17 protein-coding genes and 2 pseudogenes are annotated in these 21,051 nt (G+C 49.8%); 11 read left to right on the top strand and 8 right to left on the bottom strand.

Features of this window, described 5'->3' with window-relative positions:
* The first annotated feature begins 45 nt into the window (after window positions 1-45).
* Window positions 46-519 (top strand): TRAP transporter small permease, encoded by a 474-nt coding sequence (locus FEM44_RS14265; protein WP_135523716.1) that lies wholly within the window; start codon window positions 46-48, stop codon window positions 517-519.
* The gene (locus FEM44_RS14260; RefSeq protein WP_135523715.1) at window positions 516-1,787 is read left to right on the top strand and encodes a TRAP transporter large permease; all 1,272 of its coding nucleotides are present in this window, start codon (window positions 516-518) and stop codon (window positions 1,785-1,787) included. The genes FEM44_RS14265 and FEM44_RS14260 overlap by 4 nt, the downstream gene beginning before the upstream one ends.
* Before the next feature lie 42 nt (window positions 1,788-1,829).
* Here FEM44_RS14260 and tsr read toward each other — a convergent pair whose 3' ends face one another.
* On the bottom strand, window positions 1,830-3,494 hold the full coding sequence (tsr, locus tag FEM44_RS14255; protein ID WP_135523714.1) for a methyl-accepting chemotaxis protein: 1,665 nt from the start codon (window positions 3,492-3,494) through the stop codon (window positions 1,830-1,832).
* 181 nt (window positions 3,495-3,675) lie between these two features.
* Here tsr and FEM44_RS14250 point away from each other — a divergent pair, with 181 nt between their 5' ends.
* A complete protein-coding gene (locus FEM44_RS14250) occupies window positions 3,676-4,539 on the top strand; it encodes a MurR/RpiR family transcriptional regulator (protein ID WP_064530245.1) in 864 nt (287 codons plus the stop codon).
* Window positions 4,540-4,548: 9 nt separating this feature from the next.
* On the opposite strand, the gene FEM44_RS14245 is transcribed toward FEM44_RS14250, so the two are convergent.
* From FEM44_RS14245 to FEM44_RS14235, 3 genes are all read right to left on the bottom strand, one after another.
* Window positions 4,549-6,018: a sodium:solute symporter family protein gene (locus FEM44_RS14245; RefSeq protein WP_135523713.1), complete on the bottom strand. Its 1,470-nt coding sequence runs from the start codon at window positions 6,016-6,018 to the stop codon at window positions 4,549-4,551.
* Between the two features lie 102 nt (window positions 6,019-6,120).
* Complete coding sequence (locus FEM44_RS14240) at window positions 6,121-6,510, bottom strand: RidA family protein (RefSeq protein ID WP_000023754.1); 390 nt, start codon at window positions 6,508-6,510, stop codon at window positions 6,121-6,123.
* A gap of 9 nt (window positions 6,511-6,519) precedes the next feature.
* On the bottom strand, window positions 6,520-7,962 hold the full coding sequence (locus FEM44_RS14235) for an N-acyl-D-amino-acid deacylase family protein (protein WP_135523712.1): 1,443 nt from the start codon (window positions 7,960-7,962) through the stop codon (window positions 6,520-6,522).
* A gap of 200 nt (window positions 7,963-8,162) precedes the next feature.
* Here FEM44_RS14235 and FEM44_RS14230 point away from each other — a divergent pair, with 200 nt between their 5' ends.
* The 7 genes and pseudogenes from FEM44_RS14230 to FEM44_RS25595 all read left to right on the top strand — a co-directional run.
* A complete protein-coding gene (locus FEM44_RS14230; RefSeq protein WP_135523711.1) occupies window positions 8,163-9,383 on the top strand; it encodes an amino acid deaminase in 1,221 nt (406 codons plus the stop codon).
* A gap of 389 nt (window positions 9,384-9,772) precedes the next feature.
* Window positions 9,773-11,923 carry a pyruvate/proton symporter BtsT gene (gene btsT / locus FEM44_RS14225; protein WP_001298933.1) on the top strand — a complete coding sequence of 717 codons (2,151 nt, stop codon included), beginning with the start codon at window positions 9,773-9,775 and terminating at the stop codon, window positions 11,921-11,923.
* Window positions 11,924-12,042: 119 nt separating this feature from the next.
* Window positions 12,043-12,246, top strand: coding sequence for a YbdD/YjiX family protein (locus FEM44_RS14220; protein ID WP_000467859.1), 204 nt, complete (start codon window positions 12,043-12,045; stop codon window positions 12,244-12,246).
* Between the two features lie 10 nt (window positions 12,247-12,256).
* Window positions 12,257-13,213, top strand: a complete 957-nt coding sequence (yjiA, locus tag FEM44_RS14215) for a GTPase (RefSeq protein ID WP_135523710.1) — start codon at window positions 12,257-12,259, stop codon at window positions 13,211-13,213.
* Between the two features lie 331 nt (window positions 13,214-13,544).
* Window positions 13,545-15,395 carry a 3'-5' exonuclease gene (locus FEM44_RS14210; protein ID WP_138159060.1) on the top strand — a complete coding sequence of 617 codons (1,851 nt, stop codon included), beginning with the start codon at window positions 13,545-13,547 and terminating at the stop codon, window positions 15,393-15,395.
* Between the two features lie 145 nt (window positions 15,396-15,540).
* Window positions 15,541-15,732 (top strand): DUF3387 domain-containing protein, encoded by a 192-nt coding sequence (locus FEM44_RS25175; protein ID WP_167850684.1) that lies wholly within the window; start codon window positions 15,541-15,543, stop codon window positions 15,730-15,732.
* Window positions 15,683-15,805, top strand: a pseudogene (locus tag FEM44_RS25595) (hypothetical protein); the annotation flags it as partial. The gene FEM44_RS25175 and the pseudogene FEM44_RS25595, both read left to right, overlap by 50 nt.
* Window positions 15,806-15,851: 46 nt before the next feature.
* Here FEM44_RS25595 and FEM44_RS25590 read toward each other — a convergent pair.
* From FEM44_RS25590 to FEM44_RS14190, 3 genes and pseudogenes are all read right to left on the bottom strand, one after another.
* Entirely contained in the window at window positions 15,852-17,015 is a 1,164-nt protein-coding gene (locus FEM44_RS25590; RefSeq protein WP_135523708.1) for a GmrSD restriction endonuclease domain-containing protein, read from the bottom strand.
* Between the two features lie 276 nt (window positions 17,016-17,291).
* Window positions 17,292-17,945: pseudogene (locus FEM44_RS25585) on the bottom strand (DUF262 domain-containing protein); the annotation flags it as partial.
* A gap of 96 nt (window positions 17,946-18,041) precedes the next feature.
* Complete coding sequence (locus FEM44_RS14190; RefSeq protein ID WP_063815159.1) at window positions 18,042-18,206, bottom strand: DUF1127 domain-containing protein; 165 nt, start codon at window positions 18,204-18,206, stop codon at window positions 18,042-18,044.
* Between the two features lie 176 nt (window positions 18,207-18,382).
* On the opposite strand from FEM44_RS14190, the gene FEM44_RS14185 reads away from it, so the two are divergent.
* On the top strand, window positions 18,383-19,795 hold the full coding sequence (locus FEM44_RS14185) for an aminotransferase-like domain-containing protein (protein WP_135523707.1): 1,413 nt from the start codon (window positions 18,383-18,385) through the stop codon (window positions 19,793-19,795).
* A 241-nt stretch (window positions 19,796-20,036) separates the two neighbouring features.
* Here the strand turns inward: FEM44_RS14185 and FEM44_RS14180 are convergent, their stop codons facing one another.
* The gene (locus tag FEM44_RS14180; RefSeq protein WP_135523706.1) at window positions 20,037-20,981 is read right to left on the bottom strand and encodes an Rpn family recombination-promoting nuclease/putative transposase; all 945 of its coding nucleotides are present in this window, start codon (window positions 20,979-20,981) and stop codon (window positions 20,037-20,039) included.
* Window positions 20,982-21,051: the final 70 nt, after the last annotated feature.

Here is a 21,051-nt window from a genome sequence, read left to right as displayed (position 1 = left end):
CCTGCTTTTTTCACGAAAGCAGGACAAGCCCTGACAGGAGGTTTCATGCGTTTTTTCGGCAAACTGGCAGAGTTTAGCGCTGCCTTTGCGCTATTTATCCTGGTTGTGATGACAATTGGAGCAGTATTTATGCGCTATTTCATCGGCCAACCAATTCAGTGGACAGAAGAGATGTCCGGGATGCTGATGATTTGGGTAGTGATGTTAGGCGGTATCGTGGCAGAACGTGACCGCGCACATCTGACCATTCCTTTTGTAATGGATATGCTGCCTGCAACTATCAGGCGAGTGATTGCCGTTCTGGTTGCCCTTCTCTCCCTCGGAGTACTGCTTTATATGGCCTGGCTGGGCTACCGGCTGGCAGAAATGGCGCAGTTCAAAGTGACACAAATACTGAAAGTTTCCTGGTTTTGGATCGATCTGGCGGTCCCTGTCGGGGCGCTGGCAACGGCTCTCTATACCCTTTACTGGCTAATCACCGATATAAAGCCCCCCCATAGCGGAGACGAAAAACAATGACCTGGTTATTAATTATCCCGCTCATGATCGTCTGTTTGTTTCTTAACATTCGAGTCTATCTGGCGATGTTTATTGGTATCATCGCTTACTTTTTATTCTTCTCCAGCGTGCCGATCGAAATTGCTGTCCAGAGACTAATCGCCCCGACGCAAAGTCCTTCACTACTGGCAATTCCGTTTTTTATTTTGCTGGGTACGCTAATGAGCTACACCGGCATTGCAGAACGCATTTTACAAATTGCCAACGTTCTGGTGGGGAAAATGCGTGGTGGTCTGGGCATAGCGAACATTCTCGTCAGCACCATGATGGGCGGTGTTAGCGCCTCTAACCTTGCAGATGCTGCAATGCTATCGCGTATGATGGTGCCGGAAATGGAACGCATGGGTTACAACCGTGCCTTTGCCGCCGCAATTACCGCCGGTGGTTCGTTAGTCACGCCAATCATACCGCCGGGAATTGCGTTGATTATTTACGGCCTGGTCGCTGACGTCTCCATCGGCAAAATGTTTATTGCCGGTCTTGTTCCCGGTTTGCTGTGCGCAGTGGTACTGATGTTTACCGTCTACCTGGTCGCCCGCACAACTAACGCCAAACCCTCCCGTGAAAGCTGGCCAACTGGCAAAGAAGTGGTGTTCTCTCTCGGTCAGGCGTGGCCTGCGCTGTTTCTGATTTTTGCCGTAGTAGGAGGCATTCGGGCGAATATCTTCACCCCGACAGAAGCGGGCGCCGCAGCGGTATTAATCGTTCTGGCGATTGGCTTTTTCATCTACCGTGAAATGAAGGTTTCTCAAGTGGTTAAAGCACTGGGTGAAACCGCACGCGCCACAGCATCGGTAATGCTGGTGATTATGGCCAGTGCCGCACTGGGTTGGATTTTCTCAATGGAACATGCTGGCGTCGCGGTGGCGAATTTCGTCACTTCGCTGACTGAAAACAAATATATGTTCCTTTTGATTATCAACGTATTGCTTTTAACGTTGGGAATGTTTCTGGAAGGAAACGCCATTCTGGTGATCCTGGTGCCGCTACTGAAACCAGTGGTAGAGCACTTTGGTATCGATCCGGTGCATTTCGGCATCATCATGATCTTCAACCTGTCGATTGGCGCACTCACTCCGCCAGTGGGCACCGTGATGCTGCTGGTGTGTAACATCACGCAAGTTTCTGTGGGAAATTTCTTTAAGCAATCTCTGCCACTACTGGTAGCCCTGTTGCTAATGCTGTTGCTGGTCACGTATATCCCGGCAATCTCACTGTTCCTGGTATAACGATAAAAATGCCGGATGAAGCACTCATCCGGCATCCTTGTGTTAAAACGTTTCCCAGTTATCCCCGCTATCAGCGACGACAATTTTGCGCGGCACAACCGGCAACGCTGCGTTTACCACTGGCAAAGCTTCATGCTGACGCTGTTGCGTTTGCTGTATACGGAACACCGCCACGGCTTCGGTCAGACGGCTGGCCTGCTCTTCCAGCGCGGCGGCAGCGGCAGCAGACTCTTCCACTAACGCGGCGTTCTGCTGCGTTACCCTATCCATTTCGACAACCGCTAAACCAACCTGATCAATGCCACGGCTTTGCTCATCAGAGGCTGAAGCTATTTCTCCCATAATGTCAGTAACGCGTGTTACGGCGCTGACAATCTCTGTCATGGTTTCCCCGGCACTTTCGACCTGCGTAGATCCGACATCCACTTTACCTACAGAGTCTTCAATCAGGCTTTTAATTTCACGGGCCGCCTGGGCGCTACGCTGCGCCAGGTTACGCACTTCCCCCGCAACTACCGCAAAACCACGCCCTTGCTCACCCGCGCGCGCCGCTTCAACCGCCGCGTTCAAAGCCAGAATGTTGGTCTGGAAGGCAATACCATCGATAACGCTGATAATATCGGCAATCTTCTGCGAACTGGTGGAGATATCGCGCATCGTCTGCACCACGTTATCCACTACCTTGCCCCCACGTTGCGCAGTTTCAGAAGCACTTAACGCCAGATGGCTGGCCTGACGCGCGTTCTCGGCGTTCTGTTTCACCGTTGCAGTCAGTTGCTCCATGCTGGCCGCCGTCTCTTCCAGTGAAGCCGCTTGTTGCTCAGTACGTGATGAGAGATCGTTATTACCCGTGGCAATTTCGCTGACACCGCTATAAATGGCATTAGCACCGTTACGTACATCTCCGACAGTACGCATCAGTTCACTTTGCATATGGCGTAAACTCTGAGCCAGTTGTCCTACTTCGTTAGAACCATCCACCTCAATGGGTTTTACCAAATCTCCTCCAGCAATATGACAGATGCTTTCGATCAGGCGATTCATTGGTGCTACCAGCGAGGCTTTAATACCAAACCAGACGGCCACAATGACGGCTAACACGACGCTCAACACGCCCACCAGCACCCACATCGCCTGATTGTAGGAAGCATTATTATCGCTCACGGCAATATCGTAGAGACGATCGTTTTGCTCCATATAAGCCATATACAGCTTCTCGAAACCGTCCTGATAACCCTGAGTCGGCTGCTCAAAGAACTCATTAATTTTGCCTGCGCCTAACAGCTGGATCAGCTCCGCCAGCGCATTGTGGTAAATATCGTAATTACGTTTGATGTCCGCCGCTGCGGCTGTGCTCTGACGCGGGTCACGCGGCAACGCTTCGTAGTCCGCCCAGTTTTTTTCCGCTTGCTTCAGCGAAATACTGGCACTCTGCATCAGCTCGGCGACGGTTGAACCGCTGCCAATATTGTTCTGATCCATCATGTAGCGGATACCCGCGCGGTTGAGAGTGTTACGTGTCTGCAACAACGCGACCCAGCTGCCATTCAGCGTGGATTGCTGCTGACGAATGGTTTGTAAAACGGAGAAATTTTCTTTGTCATTTTTTAAGGCATTAAAGAACAAACCGCCTGATGTCAGTTGTAAAAGGCCAAAAACGGCCAAAACCAGCAATAAGCTGGTCACGATCTTAATACGTTTTAACATGGTTTCTCTTCCCTCCAGACCGGATACTCAGGTTGTCGGCCTGGTGGTAGAAAACTTTATGATCTGGAGCGGTGTTGAGCGTTTTTTTGTCGCTGCTTACTTACATTTTTTATGAGGGTCACACTCTGGCGCGATTCTTTATGGTACAAAGTACCAGTTTTTACTGAATCAGTGATACCCCATGGCTTATAGCATCGATATCATCTCCTGCATTACCGAGCGGTTTATGGCGTTAACCGCCACTGAAAAGCGTATCGCACAATTTATTCTTGATGACGTCTCCGCAGCCGTGGAACTGCCAATTGCCGAGCTGGCGCGGTTAACACAAACCAGCCAGGCGTCGGTGACGCGTTTTGCCCGTGCATTGGGTTGCAAAGATGTCCGCGAACTGAAAGTCAAACTGGCGCAGTCACTGGCTATCGGGCAGCGGTTTATTCTCGATGTACCGGATCTTGACGGCGTTCAGGGGATCTACGAATCAATTATCAGCGTGCTGGAAACGCATCGTCGCTCACTGGACATGAACGCCATCAGTCAGGCGGTCAGTTGGTTAAGTCAGGCACGGCAAATTCTTGCATTGGGAACGGGCGGCGGTTCTACCATCTGCTCGCAGGAGATCCAGTACCGTCTGTTCCGTCTGGGATTGCCAGTGGTCAGTCAGAACGATTCACTAATGATGAGAATGATGTGCTCAGCCGTGATGCCGCAGGATGTGGTGATAGTTCTTTCACTCGGCGGCTATACGCCAGAAATCATCGAAAGTGCGGCAATCGCCCGTCAGTACGGCGCGCGAGTTATCGCCATTACGCCTGCACAAACACCACTGGCAGAACAGGTGGATCTGGTATTGCCGTTGCTGGTTCAGGAAAGTGATTACATTTTTAAGCCCACCCCTTCCCGTTACGCCATGCTCGCGATGATCGATGTGCTGGCAACAGAGCTGGCTATGGCAAATAAAGCGCAGGCGAAAGATCGCCTGCGGCGGATAAAACTGGCATTAGACAGCCACCGGGGTGGCGCTAACCGCCAGCCACTTGGCGATTAGCACTATTGGTTATGCCTCTTCAGGTTTGGTGATCACGACACTCTGGTTTTCACGCTCATTGGTGATAATAGCCAGAGCTTCTTCCCGGCTGGTCTCGCTTGCTGGCGTTACCAGCGTCACCAGTACGCCAGCGACCAGGCTTCCCAGCACTGACGGAATACACGGGTTACCCCAGTAAGCCAGCCAGTCGGCATTCATCAGCACCACAATTGACATCACCATACCGCTCACTAACGCTGCCAGCGCGCCCTGCCAGTTAAAGCGTAGCCAGAAGCGACCGAGAATCGAGCAGATAAATAGCCCGGACATCAGCATCGAAATCATTTTGGTAATGTAGCTGATGATGTCGTTAGAGGTCAGAGCAAAGACCAGCGCCAGGCCAATAACAAAGGTCAGCATCCAGCGTGAGTAAGTGATTGCCTTGTTCTCCGGCGGCATTCTGCCGGTAATCATGGTGTAGACATCGCGCATCATAATCGCCACCGCTGCGATGGCATCGGAGCTGGCAGAAGACATGGTGGCAGAAAGCCCGGCAATCAGTACCACCAGGCCAAGCAATGGCGGCAGAAAACTGGTGGCGAACAAGAAGGCATAGTTACTGTTTTCCAGATTCGGGTTCATGGTGAACGCCGCCATGCCGATAATGGCAGGCAGAATCGAGAAGAACAGATACAACACGCCAGTAATAACAAACGAACGGCGTACAGAGGGAACATCTTTACCCGAGTAAATACGCTGGCGATAAGACGGTGTGGCCAGTACACCAACGCCAATAACCAGCGCCAGCGAAAGCGCAGGCAGTACGCCCATTTTATCAATCGCAAACAGGCTCATCGCTTTTGGGTCCATCGCCTGTTCAATCGCACTCCAGCCGCCAACGTGAACAACGGCAAGAATAGCCATCAATATAAAGCCAAAGAACAAAATTAAGGCCTGAATGGTGTCTGTCCACACCACCGCCGAATAACCGCCGATAATAACGTATATCGCAAAAGCTAAGGCGATAATTAATTTTGCTACAGTAAGATCAATACCTGTTGCCCAGGCAAGATACATACTGCCACCTAAAATATGCGCTCCCAGCCAGCCAATAGAGGCAATAAATATCATCAGACCGACAATATTTTTAATTAAATGACTACCGCCAGTATAATAAGAGAGTTCTTCACTCATGGTCATAAAACGTAATTTACGTACCGGCGCAAACAGCCACGCCACCAGCAATATACCTACGGCCCCACCGACGCCATAAAGCATTCCGGCCCAGCCATTACTGTAGCCAAAGCCCACTGCGCCCATGCTGGAACCTGTGCCAACCATCGTGGCAACGGTTGAGCCCAGCGTCAGAAACAGCGGCAGCGAACGCCCGCCCAGCAGAAAATCTTCTCCGCTTTTCTGATTACGAGAAACAAACCAACCAAGCCAAATCATGGCGATGGCATAAATAATAAAGCCGACTAAAAAGATATGACTGTTCATAATTCACATCCTGCCAGTAGAGAGAAAATAATGTAAGAGTTCCCGGAGTGCTGAATGTATTCAGCACTCAATTGCGGTCTGTTTTTTTAATTCTTAAATTTATTAGCGGGTCGCGTTATAACAGGTCACATCGACTTCGACTTTACAATCGACAACCAGATCAGCCACACAACAAATACGTGCGGGCGGATTCTCGCCAAAAAATTCTCTGAATACTTTATTAAATGACTGGAAATAGCGGGCGTCGGTCAGTATCACTTTCACGTGAACCACATCCGCCAGGCTATAACCGGCTTCGGTCATGATGTCGACACAGTTTTGGATCGCCAGTCGTGACTGTTCAACGATTCCGCCTTCGACGACTTCACCGTTTTTCATTGGCGTTTGCCCGGAAACGTACAGCCAGCCGCCCGCCTCAACCGCCCTGGCAAACGGCAAATGCTGCCCGCCAGTGCCTGTTCCACCTTCCGTACCGTAACGTTTAATGCTCATATTCACTCCTTAATGTGAGGTCTGGCGGCGCAGGAAACGGCCCGCACGGCCTGTAATATGTTTATCGCGACCATAGCTCATAACACCGTTCACCATCACCGCTTCAATGCCATCTGCCGGGCGTTTGGGATCAGAAAAACTGGCAACATCACGAATGGTTTGCGGATCGAACAACACCAGGTCCGCAAAATAGCCGACTTTCACCAGTCCACGCTGGGGCAGACAAAAACGGCTGGCAGAAAGCCCGGTCATTTTGTGGATAGCTGTGGTCAGCGGGAATAAGCCTTCATCACGACAATAGTGACCCAGCACGCGAGGGAAAGCGCCCCATAAACGCGGATGCGGCATGGGATCATTGGGCAGACCGTCAGAGCCAATCATACTGACCGGATAACTCAACACTCGGCGGACGTCGCGCTCGTCCATGTTGTAATAGATAGCCCCGGCAGGCATTAGCAGCTTCGCAGCCTCCAGCATACTCATCTGCCAGTCGATGGCGATTTGTGCCAGTGTCTTCCCGGCCTGCTGAGGATGTGTTTGTGACCATGTGATCACAATATCGAATTCGTCGGTGACTTGTTTGAGATCCAGCGTTGAAGAGCTGGCCGAGTAAGGGTAGACATCGCAGCCAATTTCCTGGTGTTGACGCATTTGGTCAAAAAAAGCCAACGTTTCTTTTGTCCGCCCCCAGTTTTTCGCCCCAGCGCATTTATGGTGGGAAACCACGACAGGCACTTTGCCATGACGCCCAATACGAAACGCCTCATCCAGCGCATCCAGAATCGGTTCGAATTCAGAACGCAGATGAGTGGTATAAACCCCCTTCTCACCTGCCAGTTCTTCCGCCAGCGCCATCACCTCTTCGGTAGTCGCCTGAAATGCGGTGGCATAAGCCAGTCCGGAACTTAACCCCAGCGCCCCCTGACTCAACGCCAGACGTAAGTCGGCACGCATGGCGGCAATTTCATCCGCCGTCGCCGGGCGAAACAAGTCGTCCATATGATTATTACGCAGCGCCGTATGACCAATCAGCGTGCCAACGTTCAGTGACGGTCTGGCTGCTTCCACTGCCAGGGCATAGCTTTCAACGGTGGGATAAATAAAGTGCTCCGCTTCCCCCAACAGATTCATCGGGTCAGGGACTTCGCCTTTCATTTTCGCCGACGCTGCACTGATCCCGCAGTTGCCGACAATCACCGTGGTGATCCCCTGGCTGATTTTTGGCAGATATTCCGGGATACGGATAACGTTGATATCGTCATGGGTATGAACGTCGATAAACCCTGGTGCCAGCGCCCGTCCTTCACCGTCAATGACCTGCTGCGCCGTAACGTTAAGCGTAGGGGCAATATCAACAATTCGATCACCTGTTATTGCCACGTCACCGCGAAATTCAGGGCCGCCGCTGCCGTCGATAACCGTCACATTTTTGAATAACCAGTCAACCTGCATGTTCGTCACTCCATTTCTGCAATGGTGACAAGTTAACCATTTACAAGGATGAAAAACAGTGGAAAACTACGCAAAACCCAGATGATTTTCTGATACTTTTATTCATAAACCATAAGATAAATAAACTAAACACTTATATTTCATTTAGTTAAAAATGATACCTACATCCGATACGGTGAAAAACTTAAAAGGTGAATGTTATGAAATACCACTCTGAGCCGCTGGTTCCCCATAAATCTGCCCTGATGCAAATGCCCGCAAATATCCTTGCCGAAGATGTTTGTTTACCTGCCGCAATCATTAAAAAGCAGGCCCTGGAGAACAACATTGCGTGGATGCAACGCTATGCTGACGCGCGCGGCGTTTCACTGGCACCGCACGGTAAAACCACCATGACGCCGTGGATTTTTCAGGCGCAGCAGGCGGCAGGCGCCTGGGCAATAGGTGTCGGTAGCGCGTGGCAGGCTGGTGCGGCAATGGCGAGCGGTATTCAGCGTGTGCTGATGGTTAACCAGTTGGTCGGCAAGGCGAATATGCAGCTGATTGCCCAGTTGCAACGCCATTACCCGACGGTCGATTTTATCTGCTGTATCGACAGCATTGAGAACGCCCGCGCTTTGTCTGCCTTTTTTGCCAGCCAGCAACAGACGCTGAACGTGATGATTGAGCTGGGTGTTCCCGGCGGGCGCTGTGGTTGCCGCTCAACGGATGCCGCACTGGCACTGGCTAAGCAGGCGGCCCAATTACCAGGATTACGTCTGCGGGGGCTTGAGTTATATGAAGGTGTTTTACACGGTGACGATCCACAGCCGCAGGTAGAAGCTCTGCTACGGGATGCCGCACAACTGGCCTGTGATATGGCGAGTCTGGTTGATGGCGAGTTTATTCTCACCGGAGCAGGCACGGTCTGGTATGACGTGGTGTGCAATATCTGGCTGGCGGCAGAAAAGCCTGATAACTGCCGCATTGTTATTCGCCCTGGCTGTTATATCACTCACGACACCGGGATCTACGACGCGGCACAACAACAGTTGCTCGCCCGTGATCCTGTGGCTTGCGATCTGGCAGGCGATCTCACATCTGCGCTGGAACTGGTCGCCATGGTGCAATCGGTGCCGGAAGCTGATCGTGCGGTGGTAAATTTTGGTAAGCGTGATTGCGCCTTCGACGCCGGACTGCCGCAACCAGTCGCCCACTACCGCAACGGCAAATCACTGGCATTTGATCCACAGGCGATTCGCAGTACAGGCATTATGGATCAGCACTGCATGTTACAACTGGCTGCCAACAGCGACGTGCAAGTGGGGGACATTCTGGTGTTTGGCACTTCCCATCCGTGCCTGACCTTCGACAAATGGAAAACGTTGTTATTGACTGATGACGACTACAACGTACAGGCAGAGCTGGATACTCTCTTCTAAGAACTCCCCCTTCGGTTAATTATCGAAGGGGGATTTTTATTGTGATCTCAATCACATATTACTCCGACGAATAATTCTTGCCCAACCGCTCACCGCCATTCCTGACCGCTTACGTCCCTAATATAACCACTCAGTTATTTACCTTACTTTACGCGCGCGTAACTCTGGCAACATCACTGCAGGATAGCGGTCAATTTACCTCCTCAAACGCAACGCAAACCTAGAACGGCTTCGGCCTATGATTAACAAATTACTCTAAGGATTTCGGTTTGCAGGAAGGCGGCAAGTGAGGGAATCCCAGGAGCTTACAAGGTAAGTGACTGGGGTGAACGAATGCAGCTGCCGCACCTGTAAGCCGAAAGACGACGAGTAAAATGCCAGGTTTTACTATGGATACGAAAAAACTATTCAAGCACATACCCTGGGTGATTCTCGGAATCATCGGTGCATTCTGCCTCGCGGTAGTTGCATTACGTCGGGGGGAGCACGTCAGCGCCCTGTGGATCGTGGTCGCCTCTGTGTCGGTGTATCTGGTGGCGTATCGCTACTACAGTCTGTACATCGCCCAGAAAGTGATGAAACTCGACCCCACGCGCGCGACGCCTGCGGTTATTAACAACGACGGTCTGAACTATGTTCCGACCAACCGTTACGTGTTGTTTGGTCACCACTTCGCCGCTATCGCCGGTGCGGGTCCGCTGGTGGGTCCGGTTCTCGCCGCGCAGATGGGCTACCTGCCTGGCACGCTGTGGCTGCTGGCGGGGGTAGTGCTGGCCGGTGCGGTTCAGGACTTTATGGTGCTGTTTATCTCCTCTCGCCGTAACGGCGCATCTCTCGGTGAGATGATCAAAGAAGAGATGGGGCCAGTACCGGGAACTATCGCGCTGTTTGGCTGTTTCTTAATCATGATCATCATTCTCGCCGTTCTGGCGCTGATTGTGGTTAAAGCCCTGGCCGAAAGTCCGTGGGGTGTCTTCACCGTTTGCTCAACCGTACCGATTGCGCTGTTTATGGGTATCTACATGCGCTTTATTCGTCCGGGACGTGTGGGTGAAGTCTCTGTTATTGGTATCGTACTACTGGTTGCCTCTATCTACTTCGGCGGCGTGATTGCACACGATCCATACTGGGGTCCGGCACTGACCTTTAAAGACACCACCATTACCTTCGCGCTGATTGGCTATGCGTTTGTTTCCGCACTGCTGCCAGTGTGGCTGATCCTCGCACCGCGCGACTATCTGGCGACCTTCCTGAAAATCGGCGTTATCGTCGGCCTGGCGCTGGGTATCGTAGTGCTGAACCCGGAACTGAAAATGCCTGCGATGACCCAGTACATTGACGGTACTGGCCCGCTGTGGAAAGGCGCTCTGTTCCCGTTCCTGTTCATCACCATCGCCTGTGGTGCGGTATCTGGCTTCCACGCGCTGATCTCTTCCGGTACGACGCCGAAACTGCTGGCTAACGAAACCGACGCGCGTTTCATTGGCTACGGCGCAATGCTGATGGAGTCCTTCGTGGCGATTATGGCGCTGGTTGCTGCGTCCATCATCGAACCGGGTCTTTACTTCGCGATGAATACCCCGCCTGCTGGCCTTGGCATCACCATGCCTAACCTGCATGAAATGGGTGGCGAGAACGCGCCGATCATCATGGCGCAGCTGAAAGACGTTACCGCACACGCGGCAGCGACCGTCAGCTCCTGGGGCTTCGTGATTTCTCCAGAGCAGATCCTGCAAACCGCGAAAGACATTGGTGAGCCTTCTGTCCTGAACCGTGCCGGTGGTGCGCCGACGCTGGCGGTAGGTATCGCTCACGTGTTCCACAAAGTGTTGCCGATGGCTGACATGGGCTTCTGGTATCACTTCGGTATTCTGTTCGAAGCCCTGTTCATCCTGACCGCACTGGATGCCGGTACCCGTTCTGGCCGCTTTATGCTGCAAGACCTGCTGGGTAACTTCATCCCGTTCCTGAAAAAAACTGACTCTCTGGTTGCCGGTATCATCGGTACTGCGGGCTGTGTGGGTCTGTGGGGCTACCTGCTGTATCAGGGCGTGGTCGATCCGCTGGGCGGCGTTAAGAGCCTGTGGCCGCTGTTCGGTATCTCCAACCAGATGCTGGCAGCCGTGGCGCTGGTACTGGGTACCGTTGTGCTGATTAAGATGAAGCGCACCCAATACATCTGGGTAACTGTTGTTCCGGCTGTATGGCTGCTTATCTGCACCACCTGGGCGCTGGGCCTGAAACTGTTCAGCACCAACCCGCAGATGGAAGGCTTCTTCTACATGGCGAGCCAGTACAAAGAGAAGATTGCTAACGGTACTGACCTGACGGCGCAGCAGATTGCCAACATGAACCACATCGTTGTGAACAACTACACCAACGCGGGTCTAAGTATTCTGTTCCTGATTGTGGTGTACAGCATCATCTTCTACGGTTTCAAAACCTGGCTTGCGGTGCGTAACAGCGACAAACGTACTGACAAAGAAACACCGTACGTTCCAATCCCGGAAGGCGGCGTGAAGATTTCTTCGCACCACTAACCGGTTGCCTTATCCGGCTTACAAAATGTCTATCGTAGGCCGGATAAGGCGTTTACGCCGCATCCGGCAAATCCCCAGCTCGGACAGCTTCCGGGCTTTACGCATATCTGGAAGGCAAAATGTTTGGTAACTTAGGACAGGCAAAAAAATATCTCGGCCAGGCGGCGAAGATGTTGATTGGCATTCCAGACTACGACAACTACGTCGAGCATATGAAGACCAACCATCCCGACAAGCCGTACATGAGCTACGAAGAATTCTTCCGCGAACGCCAGAACGCGCGCTACGGCGGCGATGGTAAAGGCGGTATGCGCTGTTGTTAATGGAGAGAGCATGAACCCGATTGCAGTTACCCTACTCACCGGTTTTTTAGGCGCAGGCAAAACCACCCTGCTGCGCCATATTCTTAACGAACAACACGGCTACAAGATTGCCGTGATTGAAAACGAATTCGGCGAAGTCTCCGTTGATGATCAATTGATTGGCGACCGCGCCACGCAGATCAAAACGCTGACCAACGGCTGCATCTGCTGTTCGCGCTCCAACGAGCTGGAAGACGCGCTACTCGACCTGCTGGATAATCTCGACAAGGGCAATATTCAGTTCGATCGTCTGGTCATTGAATGCACCGGCATGGCCGATCCCGGCCCGATTATTCAGACCTTTTTCTCCCATGAGATTTTATGCCAGCGCTACCTGCTGGACGGCGTGATTGCGCTGGTGGACGCGGTACATGCCGATGAGCAGATGAACCAGTTCACCATCGCCCAGTCACAGGTTGGCTACGCCGACCGGATTCTGCTGACCAAAACCGACGTCGCAGGCGAAGCAGAAAAACTGCGCGAACGCCTGGCACGCATCAACGCCCGCGCACCGGTCTACACCGTCACCCACGGCGACATCGACCTGGACCTGTTGTTCAACACCAACGGTTTTATGCTGGAAGAAAACGTCGTCAGCACCAAACCGCGTTTCCACTTTATCGCAGATAAACAAAACAATATTTCGTCGATTGTGGTGGAACTGGATTACCCGGTAGATATCAGCGAAGTTTCCCGGGTGATGGAAAACCTGCTGCTGGAATCGGCAGACAAACTGCTGCGTTACAAAGGGATGCTGTGGATTGACGGCGAACCTAACCGCCTGCTGTTCCAGGGCGTCCAGCGCCTCTACAGCGCCGACTGGGACCGCCCATGGGGCGATGAAAAACCGCATAGCACAATGGTGTTTATCGGGATTCAGCTGCCGGAGGAAGAGATTCGGGCGGCGTTTGCGGGGTTGAGGAAGTAATCACCTTAACCTACTCATACGAAGCGGACGAGGATAAAATCCTATCATTTTCCGTTCGCTTCATTATTTTATTTTCTTTCCAATGCCCATTCAAATTAAAAATATAATTCTGCCATAACCCCCTAAATACAGATGTACTTACATTGCCACCACTCATACTTTTAAAAACAATCTATATGATAGACGTCCTATTGAGGCGTAATAGATGCATTAATTTCCAAATATGCAAACATTCTGGTACAGTCCAAAAAAGAAAAATCGTCAACCAAAACAATCAGCAAATAAATTAATAGCAGTTGAATTATAATCAACACGAATACAAGAGATTAATATGGCAACAATAATCCCAACAATCAGTAGCTGCAACGATAAAATTACTGCCGGAGAGAAAAGGCTGGCAAGAATTCTTGAAAGAGGACTTGGCGAAGAGTGCTGCTGTTGGTATGACATTCCTACAGGTGATAAGCATCTTCACCCAGATTTTATGATACTTTCGCCAGAAAAAGGCATTATTTTTCTCGAGGTAAAAGATTGGTTTATTACAAAAATAAAAAAAGCCAACAAGTCTAATGTGTTGTATGAGACACAAAATGGTATTCAATCTTTAAAGAATCCGATAGAACAAGTCAGGCAATATGCTTTCGAAGCTGTAAACCAGTTAAAAAAAGACCCCTTATTATGCCAACAGGAGGAGCGTTACAATGGCAATCTTCTGTTCCCCTATGGATATGGCGTATACTTTAGTAATATTACGCGAGAAGCATTAAATAATAAATTTACCGAAGAGGAACTGCTCGGAATTTTCCCATCGGATCTCGTTATCTGCAAAGACGAACTTAATGAATTTATGTCAAAAGAGGATGTTTCATCCAAAATACATTCGCTGATTAAATATGACTTCAAATGTCATGCTACACAAGAACAGTTGAACAGGATTAGATGGCACTTATACCCCGATGTCAGAATAGAAAGGGACAAGAGAAGTAAAAACCGTGATGAATTTAGTGTCGATGCACCAACCATCATTTCTATACTGGATACTCAACAGGAACAACTTGCCAGAAGTATGAGAGATGGCCACCGAATCATTCATGGTGTTGCAGGTTCAGGGAAGACATTGATCCTCTATCATCGCTGTCAGGAATTAGCGAAAAAAAATGACAGCGAAAAGCCAATACTTGTCATTTGCTACAATATTACTTTAGCCAAAAAACTTCGGTCGATGTTCATCAATCATCCCTTTGCAGAGAAAATAAAGGTTAAAAATTTTCATGCATGGTGTTTCCAACAAATTAAAGAAAACAAGATCACCATTCCAGAAGGGGATAATATTTTTGAAAATATGGAGAAAGCGTTGACTGATGGTTTCAATACAGGAAAAATAAAACCAGAACAATACAGTGCTGTATTAATTGATGAAGGACATGATTTTAAGCCCGAATGGTTAAAAATCCTGGCAAAAATGACTGACTCTCAGGACGAGAATTTGCTATTTCTTTATGATGATGCTCAGTCAATTTACCAAAAAAAGAAAGCATTAGACTTTACACTGTCCAGCGTAGATATTAAAGCGACAGGACGCACAACTATTCTTAATATAAATTACAGAAACACACAGCAAATCCTACACTTTGCCAGTTGCATTGCATTTAATTATCTTAATAGCCATATCGATAGTTCTTTAACCTATCAGAAACCTGCTGCGGGAGGAATGAATGGCGATTATCCCAACCTTGAACATTTCGACACACAGGACGAAGAAATAGCAAGAGCAGTCAAGTGGATTACAGAGCAAAATGAACAAGGGATTCCGTGGTCTGAAATTGCTATACTAAGTCCATCAACTCATACCCTTTCTAACTCTCTAAGTTCTGTACTTGAATCGAAAAACATCCCCTTTAATCTTATTGTAAGCTCTGCAGATAAAAAGTCCTGGACGCCGGAACAAGAGCGTATTTCTGTTATGCCATTACCCAGCAGCAAAGGGCTTGAGTTTCACTCAGTTGTCATTATTGATGCAGCGAGAACACGGGATAATAGCGATGATTTGAGTGAGGATATAAAGAGACTCTATGTAGGTTTTACCCGAGCACGTTGCAATCTCTTGGTAACCTTGCACGGTGAAGGTGCGTTAAATGAGCATCTACTAAAGACCTATGAGCAAAGCCCACAATATATGTAGATATACTAAATTATCTCCATAACGCCCGGTGGCTCTGCACCGGGTGAAATAAATGAATCTCTAATATCTTATTCATACCTGATAGCACTCCACTAAAAACGCCATCATCTCCGTCGCGTCTTTGCTGTGATAAAAGCGTACCATTTTGCTGTTAAACTCCAGCGCCTTAGCCGCTGGAATTAACAAGATCAAACTTCCGGCAACGAAGATCCAGTTATTACAAAAATTACTGGAAAAAGCGATCAGCGACTTCAAGAAAGTGAACCAGTTGCAAGGGATTAACTTCACCCGCCGCCGAAGAGAGCGAACTGATGCAGTCACTGCGCCAGGTGTGTAAGCTGTCGGCGCGTAAACAAAGGCAGGTGCAGGAATTTATTGGGGTAATTACAGGTAAACAGAAAGTCGCCTGATACATTGACCCGGTAGCGCCAGTGCTACCGGGTATTATTCGCCGCGTTAGACCAACGCGCTCTCCATTTGTTTTTCAAATGCCTGACGAATTAATCCCATAATGTAAGGAAGTTGTGCGAGGTCGCTGAAACCAATTTCTACATCGCCATTGCCCCAGCGCCCAACATTTGTCACATCTTTGGCAATACCTTTCGGATCGACCAGTTCATGAAACTGCATATTAAGCGACAATCGCAGTCGGCTTTTTTGCGGCACAACATCAACAAAATTCGTTTCAGCTTTAAACGCAATATAGAGCTTCAATACTTCCTGCGTGATCCCTGCGTCCAGGCGCATAACTTCATCGCGAAGATGATCGAATAACACCCGGCTATGCGAACCATCAGCAAGAAAAGGATAATCACTCAGGCTGTAACTGGTTTTGTTCTCCGGCTGCCCCCGATAAACAGCTAAAACCTCTTCAGGAAGAGAAGGCGCTTGCCAGACCTGAACCGCGAGATTGGCCAGACGATCGGCACGGGCGCGAATGGCGGCTTCATCCCATTTTTCGCACTGTCCAAGACCGATATTCAAATAGAGCGGGCTATGCTTAAAGCCGTCTTCAACATCGCGTTTTTCCGCGAAAGGTCTGTCACTGTAGCGGGAGTTATAGCGCGTTAAAGTGAGATTCCCCAACGTATGTAACAGTTCTTTATGCACACGCTGCCAGTCGCTTCCCAGCTCTTCACGCCATTTAGCCGACAGATTTTCGTTCTGCGGCATAATGTGCTCAATCGTAAACTCTTCCACGCGCTCTCTGCGCTTATCGTTTTCCAGTCTTCGTAACCAGTAGCTGCGACTGCGGAAGTTATAGAGATCGCGAACTTTCAATTCCCGTTTAAATTCATCATCGTTGGGAAAACGACGATATGAAGGCAGGTTCATAAAATGCACCTGAATGCTTTCCAGATAATTTTCTTTATTAATGACTTTATAAAAAGTGGCAAACGTCTTGTTCAAAGAATTCGTCGGAATTGCACACACTGCACGACGGAAAACATAAGATTCAATTAAACGAATTATGCGCAGGAAATCTTCGTGAGACAAAACGCCATTTTTATAGTCATGATAAAGCGCCAGTAAGAAAGGATACGCAACGTCGACCTTTAACTCGCGCAAATCCTGAAAAGCCGTAGCAAGCGATTTGTCACTTTCCTTACCCAATGCCATTGCACAGTAATACTCCGCGTAGATGTGTATATCTTCAACCAGCCGATCTACACCTTTTTCAGCAACACTCTGGCTGCGGGCATGTAGTTTAAATGCCTCATAGACTTCATCTGTCCGAGGGATCTCCCACGTTTTTACCGTCAGATAATGACGCATAAAACTGTCAAAATATTCGCTGTAACCTTGCTGACCAAAAGCGACTTCCATGGGTCGCCAGTGATCTTCATACAACCGTGTTTGATGCTCTGGTTCGAGGCCCATCAGTATAAAATTGCGCACCAGGTCGGCCTGACTTAACGCCTTACCGGTGGAGTTCATACTTTCAAAAATCAGTTGCGGATTATCCTGACCACGATTAAGCGCCACATCGACAATTAATAACTTTGCTAACCCACGACATAAGGGGATCAAATCATCACCGAGTTTGGCAATTTGCTCATCAAAGAAAGTAAAGTTTTCCATTATTCGATGGGAATAGTTTTCTGGCATTGGTCTTTGTTTTATTAACGCCAGCAAACTGTCTTTATCGGTCTCGGTCAGCAGTAATTTAAATCCTTTCTCACCGGACTCATAAGGATTGAGTAAATAATAATTACGCAATTTCATTGCCGAAAAGCCATCAAAAACTTCTTCTTCGCCAAGATGGCGCGATAAAGCCTCAATCAGCAACATTGCGGTCGTCAGCCGCTGTTGACCATCAATGACCAGCAACGGAGAAATACCGGAAACCTGATACAACCCCTGCTCTATATAAACAACCGAACCGATAAAATGCGCTGATATATCGTCACGCTTTCCGGCACGAATGATGTCGTCCCAAAGTTGCCGACATTGTTGCTCTGTCCATGAATAGGTGCGTTGATAAATGGGAATAACAAACTGCTGCGAACGTTTTAAAAAATCGAGTAAACGGGCTTCTGTTGCTTTCATTCTGACGTCTTTCCGTGAAGCGATGATTTCACAATAATAAACACTTCCTTGTGGAGGTTATAGAGAAATCCTGTTTATCCGCGACGAACTGTCCCCTCACTCCACATCCTCCCTGCGTAACCCAATATCCCTCAACCGCTCATCACTCATCTGCTGTAACACGCGCCGGGTCTGCTTTTTCAGCCACCAGCTTCGCACCGCCTGCCAGAGTTGCACGAAGCCGATAAACGGCGCTTTGGCTTTGTTTTCGTGAAATTCCATCTGCTGCCTCCTCATCTTTCAGAGGCTTCATCATCCGCCTTCTGGCAGTTCACAATACAGATGCAAATATTACTTTTATTTAACATACAGACAGGTTAAAACAGCATCTGCATCCGGTTTTTTGCCAGCATCTGTACCGGTTTCTCTCTCTGTATGATCCAAATAAGGAATACAGCATGACGCGTTACCAACATCTGGCGACTCTGCTTGCCGAACGAATTGAGCAAGGGCTGTATCGTCACGGGGAGAAATTGCCGTCGGTGCGCAGCTTAAGCCAGGAGCACGGCGTCAGCATCAGCACCGTGCAGCAGGCGTATCAGACGCTGGAGACGATGAAGCTCATCACTCCGCAGCCGCGTTCGGGTTATTTTGTCGCACAACGTAAAGCCCAGCCGCCAGTACCGCCGATGACGCGTCCGGTGCAGCGCCCGGTGGAAATTACCCAGTGGGACCAGGTACTGGATATGCTGGTAGCGCATAGCGACAGTTCCATTGTTCCGTTAAGCAAAAGCACGCCGGATGTCGAAACGCCCAGCCTGAAACCGCTCTGGCGGGAGCTAAGCCGGGTGGTGCAGCATAATCTGCAAACCGTTCTCGGTTATGACTTGTTAGCCGGCCAGCGGGTATTGCGCGAGCAGATTGCCCGCCTGATGCTCGACAGCGGCTCGGTAGTCACCGCCGATGACATCATTATCACCAGCGGCTGCCATAACTCGATGTCGCTGGCGTTAATGGCGGTGTGTAAACCGGGCGATATTGTCGCGGTCGAATCCCCCTGTTATTACGGTTCGATGCAGATGCTGCGCGGCATGGGCGTGAAAGTGATTGAAATCCCAACCGATCCAGAAACAGGCATCAGCGTTGAAGCACTGGAACTGGCGCTGGAACAGTGGCCGATTAAAGGCATCATTCTGGTGCCAAACTGCAATAATCCGCTGGGATTTATTATGCCGGACGTCCGCAAACGAGCCGTTCTCTCTCTCGCTCAACGCCATGATATTGTGATTTTTGAAGATGATGTCTACGGCGAACTGGCAACGGAATATCCGCGCCCGCGGACCATTCATTCCTGGGATAGCGATGGTCGGGTACTGCTATGCAGTTCGTTCAGTAAAAGCATTGCCCCTGGCCTGCGCGTGGGTTGGGTCGCGCCGGGGCGTTATCACGATAAACTGCTGCATATGAAATACGCCACCAGCAGCTTTAATGTACCGTCCACGCAAATGGCGGCGGCAACGTTTGTGCAGGAAGGTCACTATCATCGTCATATCCGGCGGATGCGGCAGAACTATCAGCGCAATATGGCGCTTTATACCTGCTGGATACGGGAATATTTTCCCTGCGAAATCTGTATTACGCGCCCGAAAGGCGGATTTTTACTGTGGATAGAATTGCCTGAACAGGTCGATATGGTCTGCGTCGCGCGGCAGCTGTGCCGCATGAAAATCCAGGTGGCGGCGGGTTCGATTTTCTCAGCGTCCGGCAAATACCGAAACTGTCTGCGCATCAACTGCGCTTTGCCGCTCAGCGAAACCTATCGCGAAGCACTGAAGCAAATTGGCGAGGCAGTGTATCGGGCAATGGAATGAATTCGAAATAGTGGCGAAGCACCTGATTTCCTCTCACGAATCGCCTGTAACTCGTTTTATCTTTATAGCGACATCGCCACGTTCCGGCATGGCTTAGGCAAAGTGTGCTTTGTTCATGCCGGATGCGGCGTGAACGCCTTATCCGGCCTACAAACCGCGCAAATTCAATAGATTGCAGAGATAATGTAGGTCTGATAAGCGTAGCGCATCAGGCAGCTTTGCGTTTGTCATTAGCCTCTGATTAGTATTCGATCCATGGATCGCGCTTGCTTTCAGGCAAGGGCTGCTCTAATGCCTGCATTTGCTCTGCTGAAAGTCCAGTATATCGTTGTATCCATTCAGGATCTGCCCCATTCTGCAACAACAATCGGAGGAGGCGCTGTTCCCCTTCTTCTTTCCCTTTCTCCCTCCCCAACAGCCATCCATCATTATGAATTCGCTCTGCAATCGTCATTATTCGCTCCCTTTGTTGTGGCATTCGACGGGTAAGTTCGCTGATAAACTTCTTAAAACGCGCTTCATCGCCCGTCAGTAAAATGTAATTTAACAGCGCAGTTATCTGGCTGTCATTAGCACACTCTGTAACCAGTAATACTACCAGTTGATCGATAAGCCCCATCAGATCGCGCTGGCGAATATGCTTTTGGATCAACTCCAGCAAAGCGACTCTGCGATGCTGCACAATCTCGTCGTCTGGCACAACAGTGACATCCACCAGCGGGAACGCGGCGGTATAAAGTTTCCGAGCGGTAGTCGGGTCGGCAAATTCATCCAGCCAGCACAAAGACCAGGGGTAAGGACTACGACTGCCGTGATAAAACAGCATCGGGATGACCAGCGGTAGCGGTCGGCGTTTATCATGCTCTATATGACGCTGCATCACCGCCATGGAATATCGCATCAGGCGAAAGGCCATATGAATATCCTCGCGGCTCTGATGTTCAATCACTACATAGATATAACCATCGCCTTCGCGGGCCTTTACCGACCATAAAATATCGGAGTGCAGCGCCCGCAGTTTTTCATCGACAAAGCTGGCTGATTCCAGTTTTAAGGTGTCGAGATCGCACAGTTCACGTAAATCTTTAGGTAAGTGGATCTCCATAAAATCCCGCGCGGTGTCAGGGTGCGTGAGAAAGGATTTAAATAATGCGTCATGCGGCGTGCTGGTCGTGAAGTTTGTCATGGCGATCCGTCACCTGTTGATAAGATGCCCCGACTTTAGCGACTAACAAAACCATTCTCACCCGGCAATT

It is taken from the genome of Escherichia sp. E4742, from assembly GCF_005843885.1.
Lineage (GTDB): Bacteria > Pseudomonadota > Gammaproteobacteria > Enterobacterales > Enterobacteriaceae > Escherichia.
The sequence above is the reverse complement of the archived record's forward strand: the minus strand, read 5'-3'. Positions and strand labels throughout refer to the sequence as shown.

Excerpts from the sequence above, each read along its gene's own strand:
- FEM44_RS14265 (WP_135523716.1), top strand. The coding sequence starts at position 46 with ATGCGTTTTTTCGGCAAACTGGCAGAGTTTAGCGCTGCCTTTGCGCTA.
- FEM44_RS14260 (WP_135523715.1), top strand. The coding sequence starts at position 516 with ATGACCTGGTTATTAATTATCCCGCTCATGATCGTCTGTTTGTTTCTT.
- tsr (WP_135523714.1), bottom strand. The coding sequence starts at position 3,494 with ATGTTAAAACGTATTAAGATCGTGACCAGCTTATTGCTGGTTTTGGCC.
- FEM44_RS14250 (WP_064530245.1), top strand. The coding sequence starts at position 3,676 with ATGGCTTATAGCATCGATATCATCTCCTGCATTACCGAGCGGTTTATG.
- FEM44_RS14245 (WP_135523713.1), bottom strand. The coding sequence starts at position 6,018 with ATGAACAGTCATATCTTTTTAGTCGGCTTTATTATTTATGCCATCGCC.
- FEM44_RS14240 (WP_000023754.1), bottom strand. The coding sequence starts at position 6,510 with ATGAGCATTAAACGTTACGGTACGGAAGGTGGAACAGGCACTGGCGGG.
- FEM44_RS14235 (WP_135523712.1), bottom strand. The coding sequence starts at position 7,962 with ATGCAGGTTGACTGGTTATTCAAAAATGTGACGGTTATCGACGGCAGC.
- FEM44_RS14230 (WP_135523711.1), top strand. The coding sequence starts at position 8,163 with ATGAAATACCACTCTGAGCCGCTGGTTCCCCATAAATCTGCCCTGATG.
- btsT (WP_001298933.1), top strand. The coding sequence starts at position 9,773 with ATGGATACGAAAAAACTATTCAAGCACATACCCTGGGTGATTCTCGGA.
- FEM44_RS14220 (WP_000467859.1), top strand. The coding sequence starts at position 12,043 with ATGTTTGGTAACTTAGGACAGGCAAAAAAATATCTCGGCCAGGCGGCG.
- yjiA (WP_135523710.1), top strand. The coding sequence starts at position 12,257 with ATGAACCCGATTGCAGTTACCCTACTCACCGGTTTTTTAGGCGCAGGC.
- FEM44_RS14210 (WP_138159060.1), top strand. The coding sequence starts at position 13,545 with ATGGCAACAATAATCCCAACAATCAGTAGCTGCAACGATAAAATTACT.
- FEM44_RS25590 (WP_135523708.1), bottom strand. The coding sequence starts at position 17,015 with ATGGCATTGGGTAAGGAAAGTGACAAATCGCTTGCTACGGCTTTTCAG.
- FEM44_RS14190 (WP_063815159.1), bottom strand. The coding sequence starts at position 18,206 with ATGGAATTTCACGAAAACAAAGCCAAAGCGCCGTTTATCGGCTTCGTG.
- FEM44_RS14185 (WP_135523707.1), top strand. The coding sequence starts at position 18,383 with ATGACGCGTTACCAACATCTGGCGACTCTGCTTGCCGAACGAATTGAG.
- FEM44_RS14180 (WP_135523706.1), bottom strand. The coding sequence starts at position 20,981 with ATGACAAACTTCACGACCAGCACGCCGCATGACGCATTATTTAAATCC.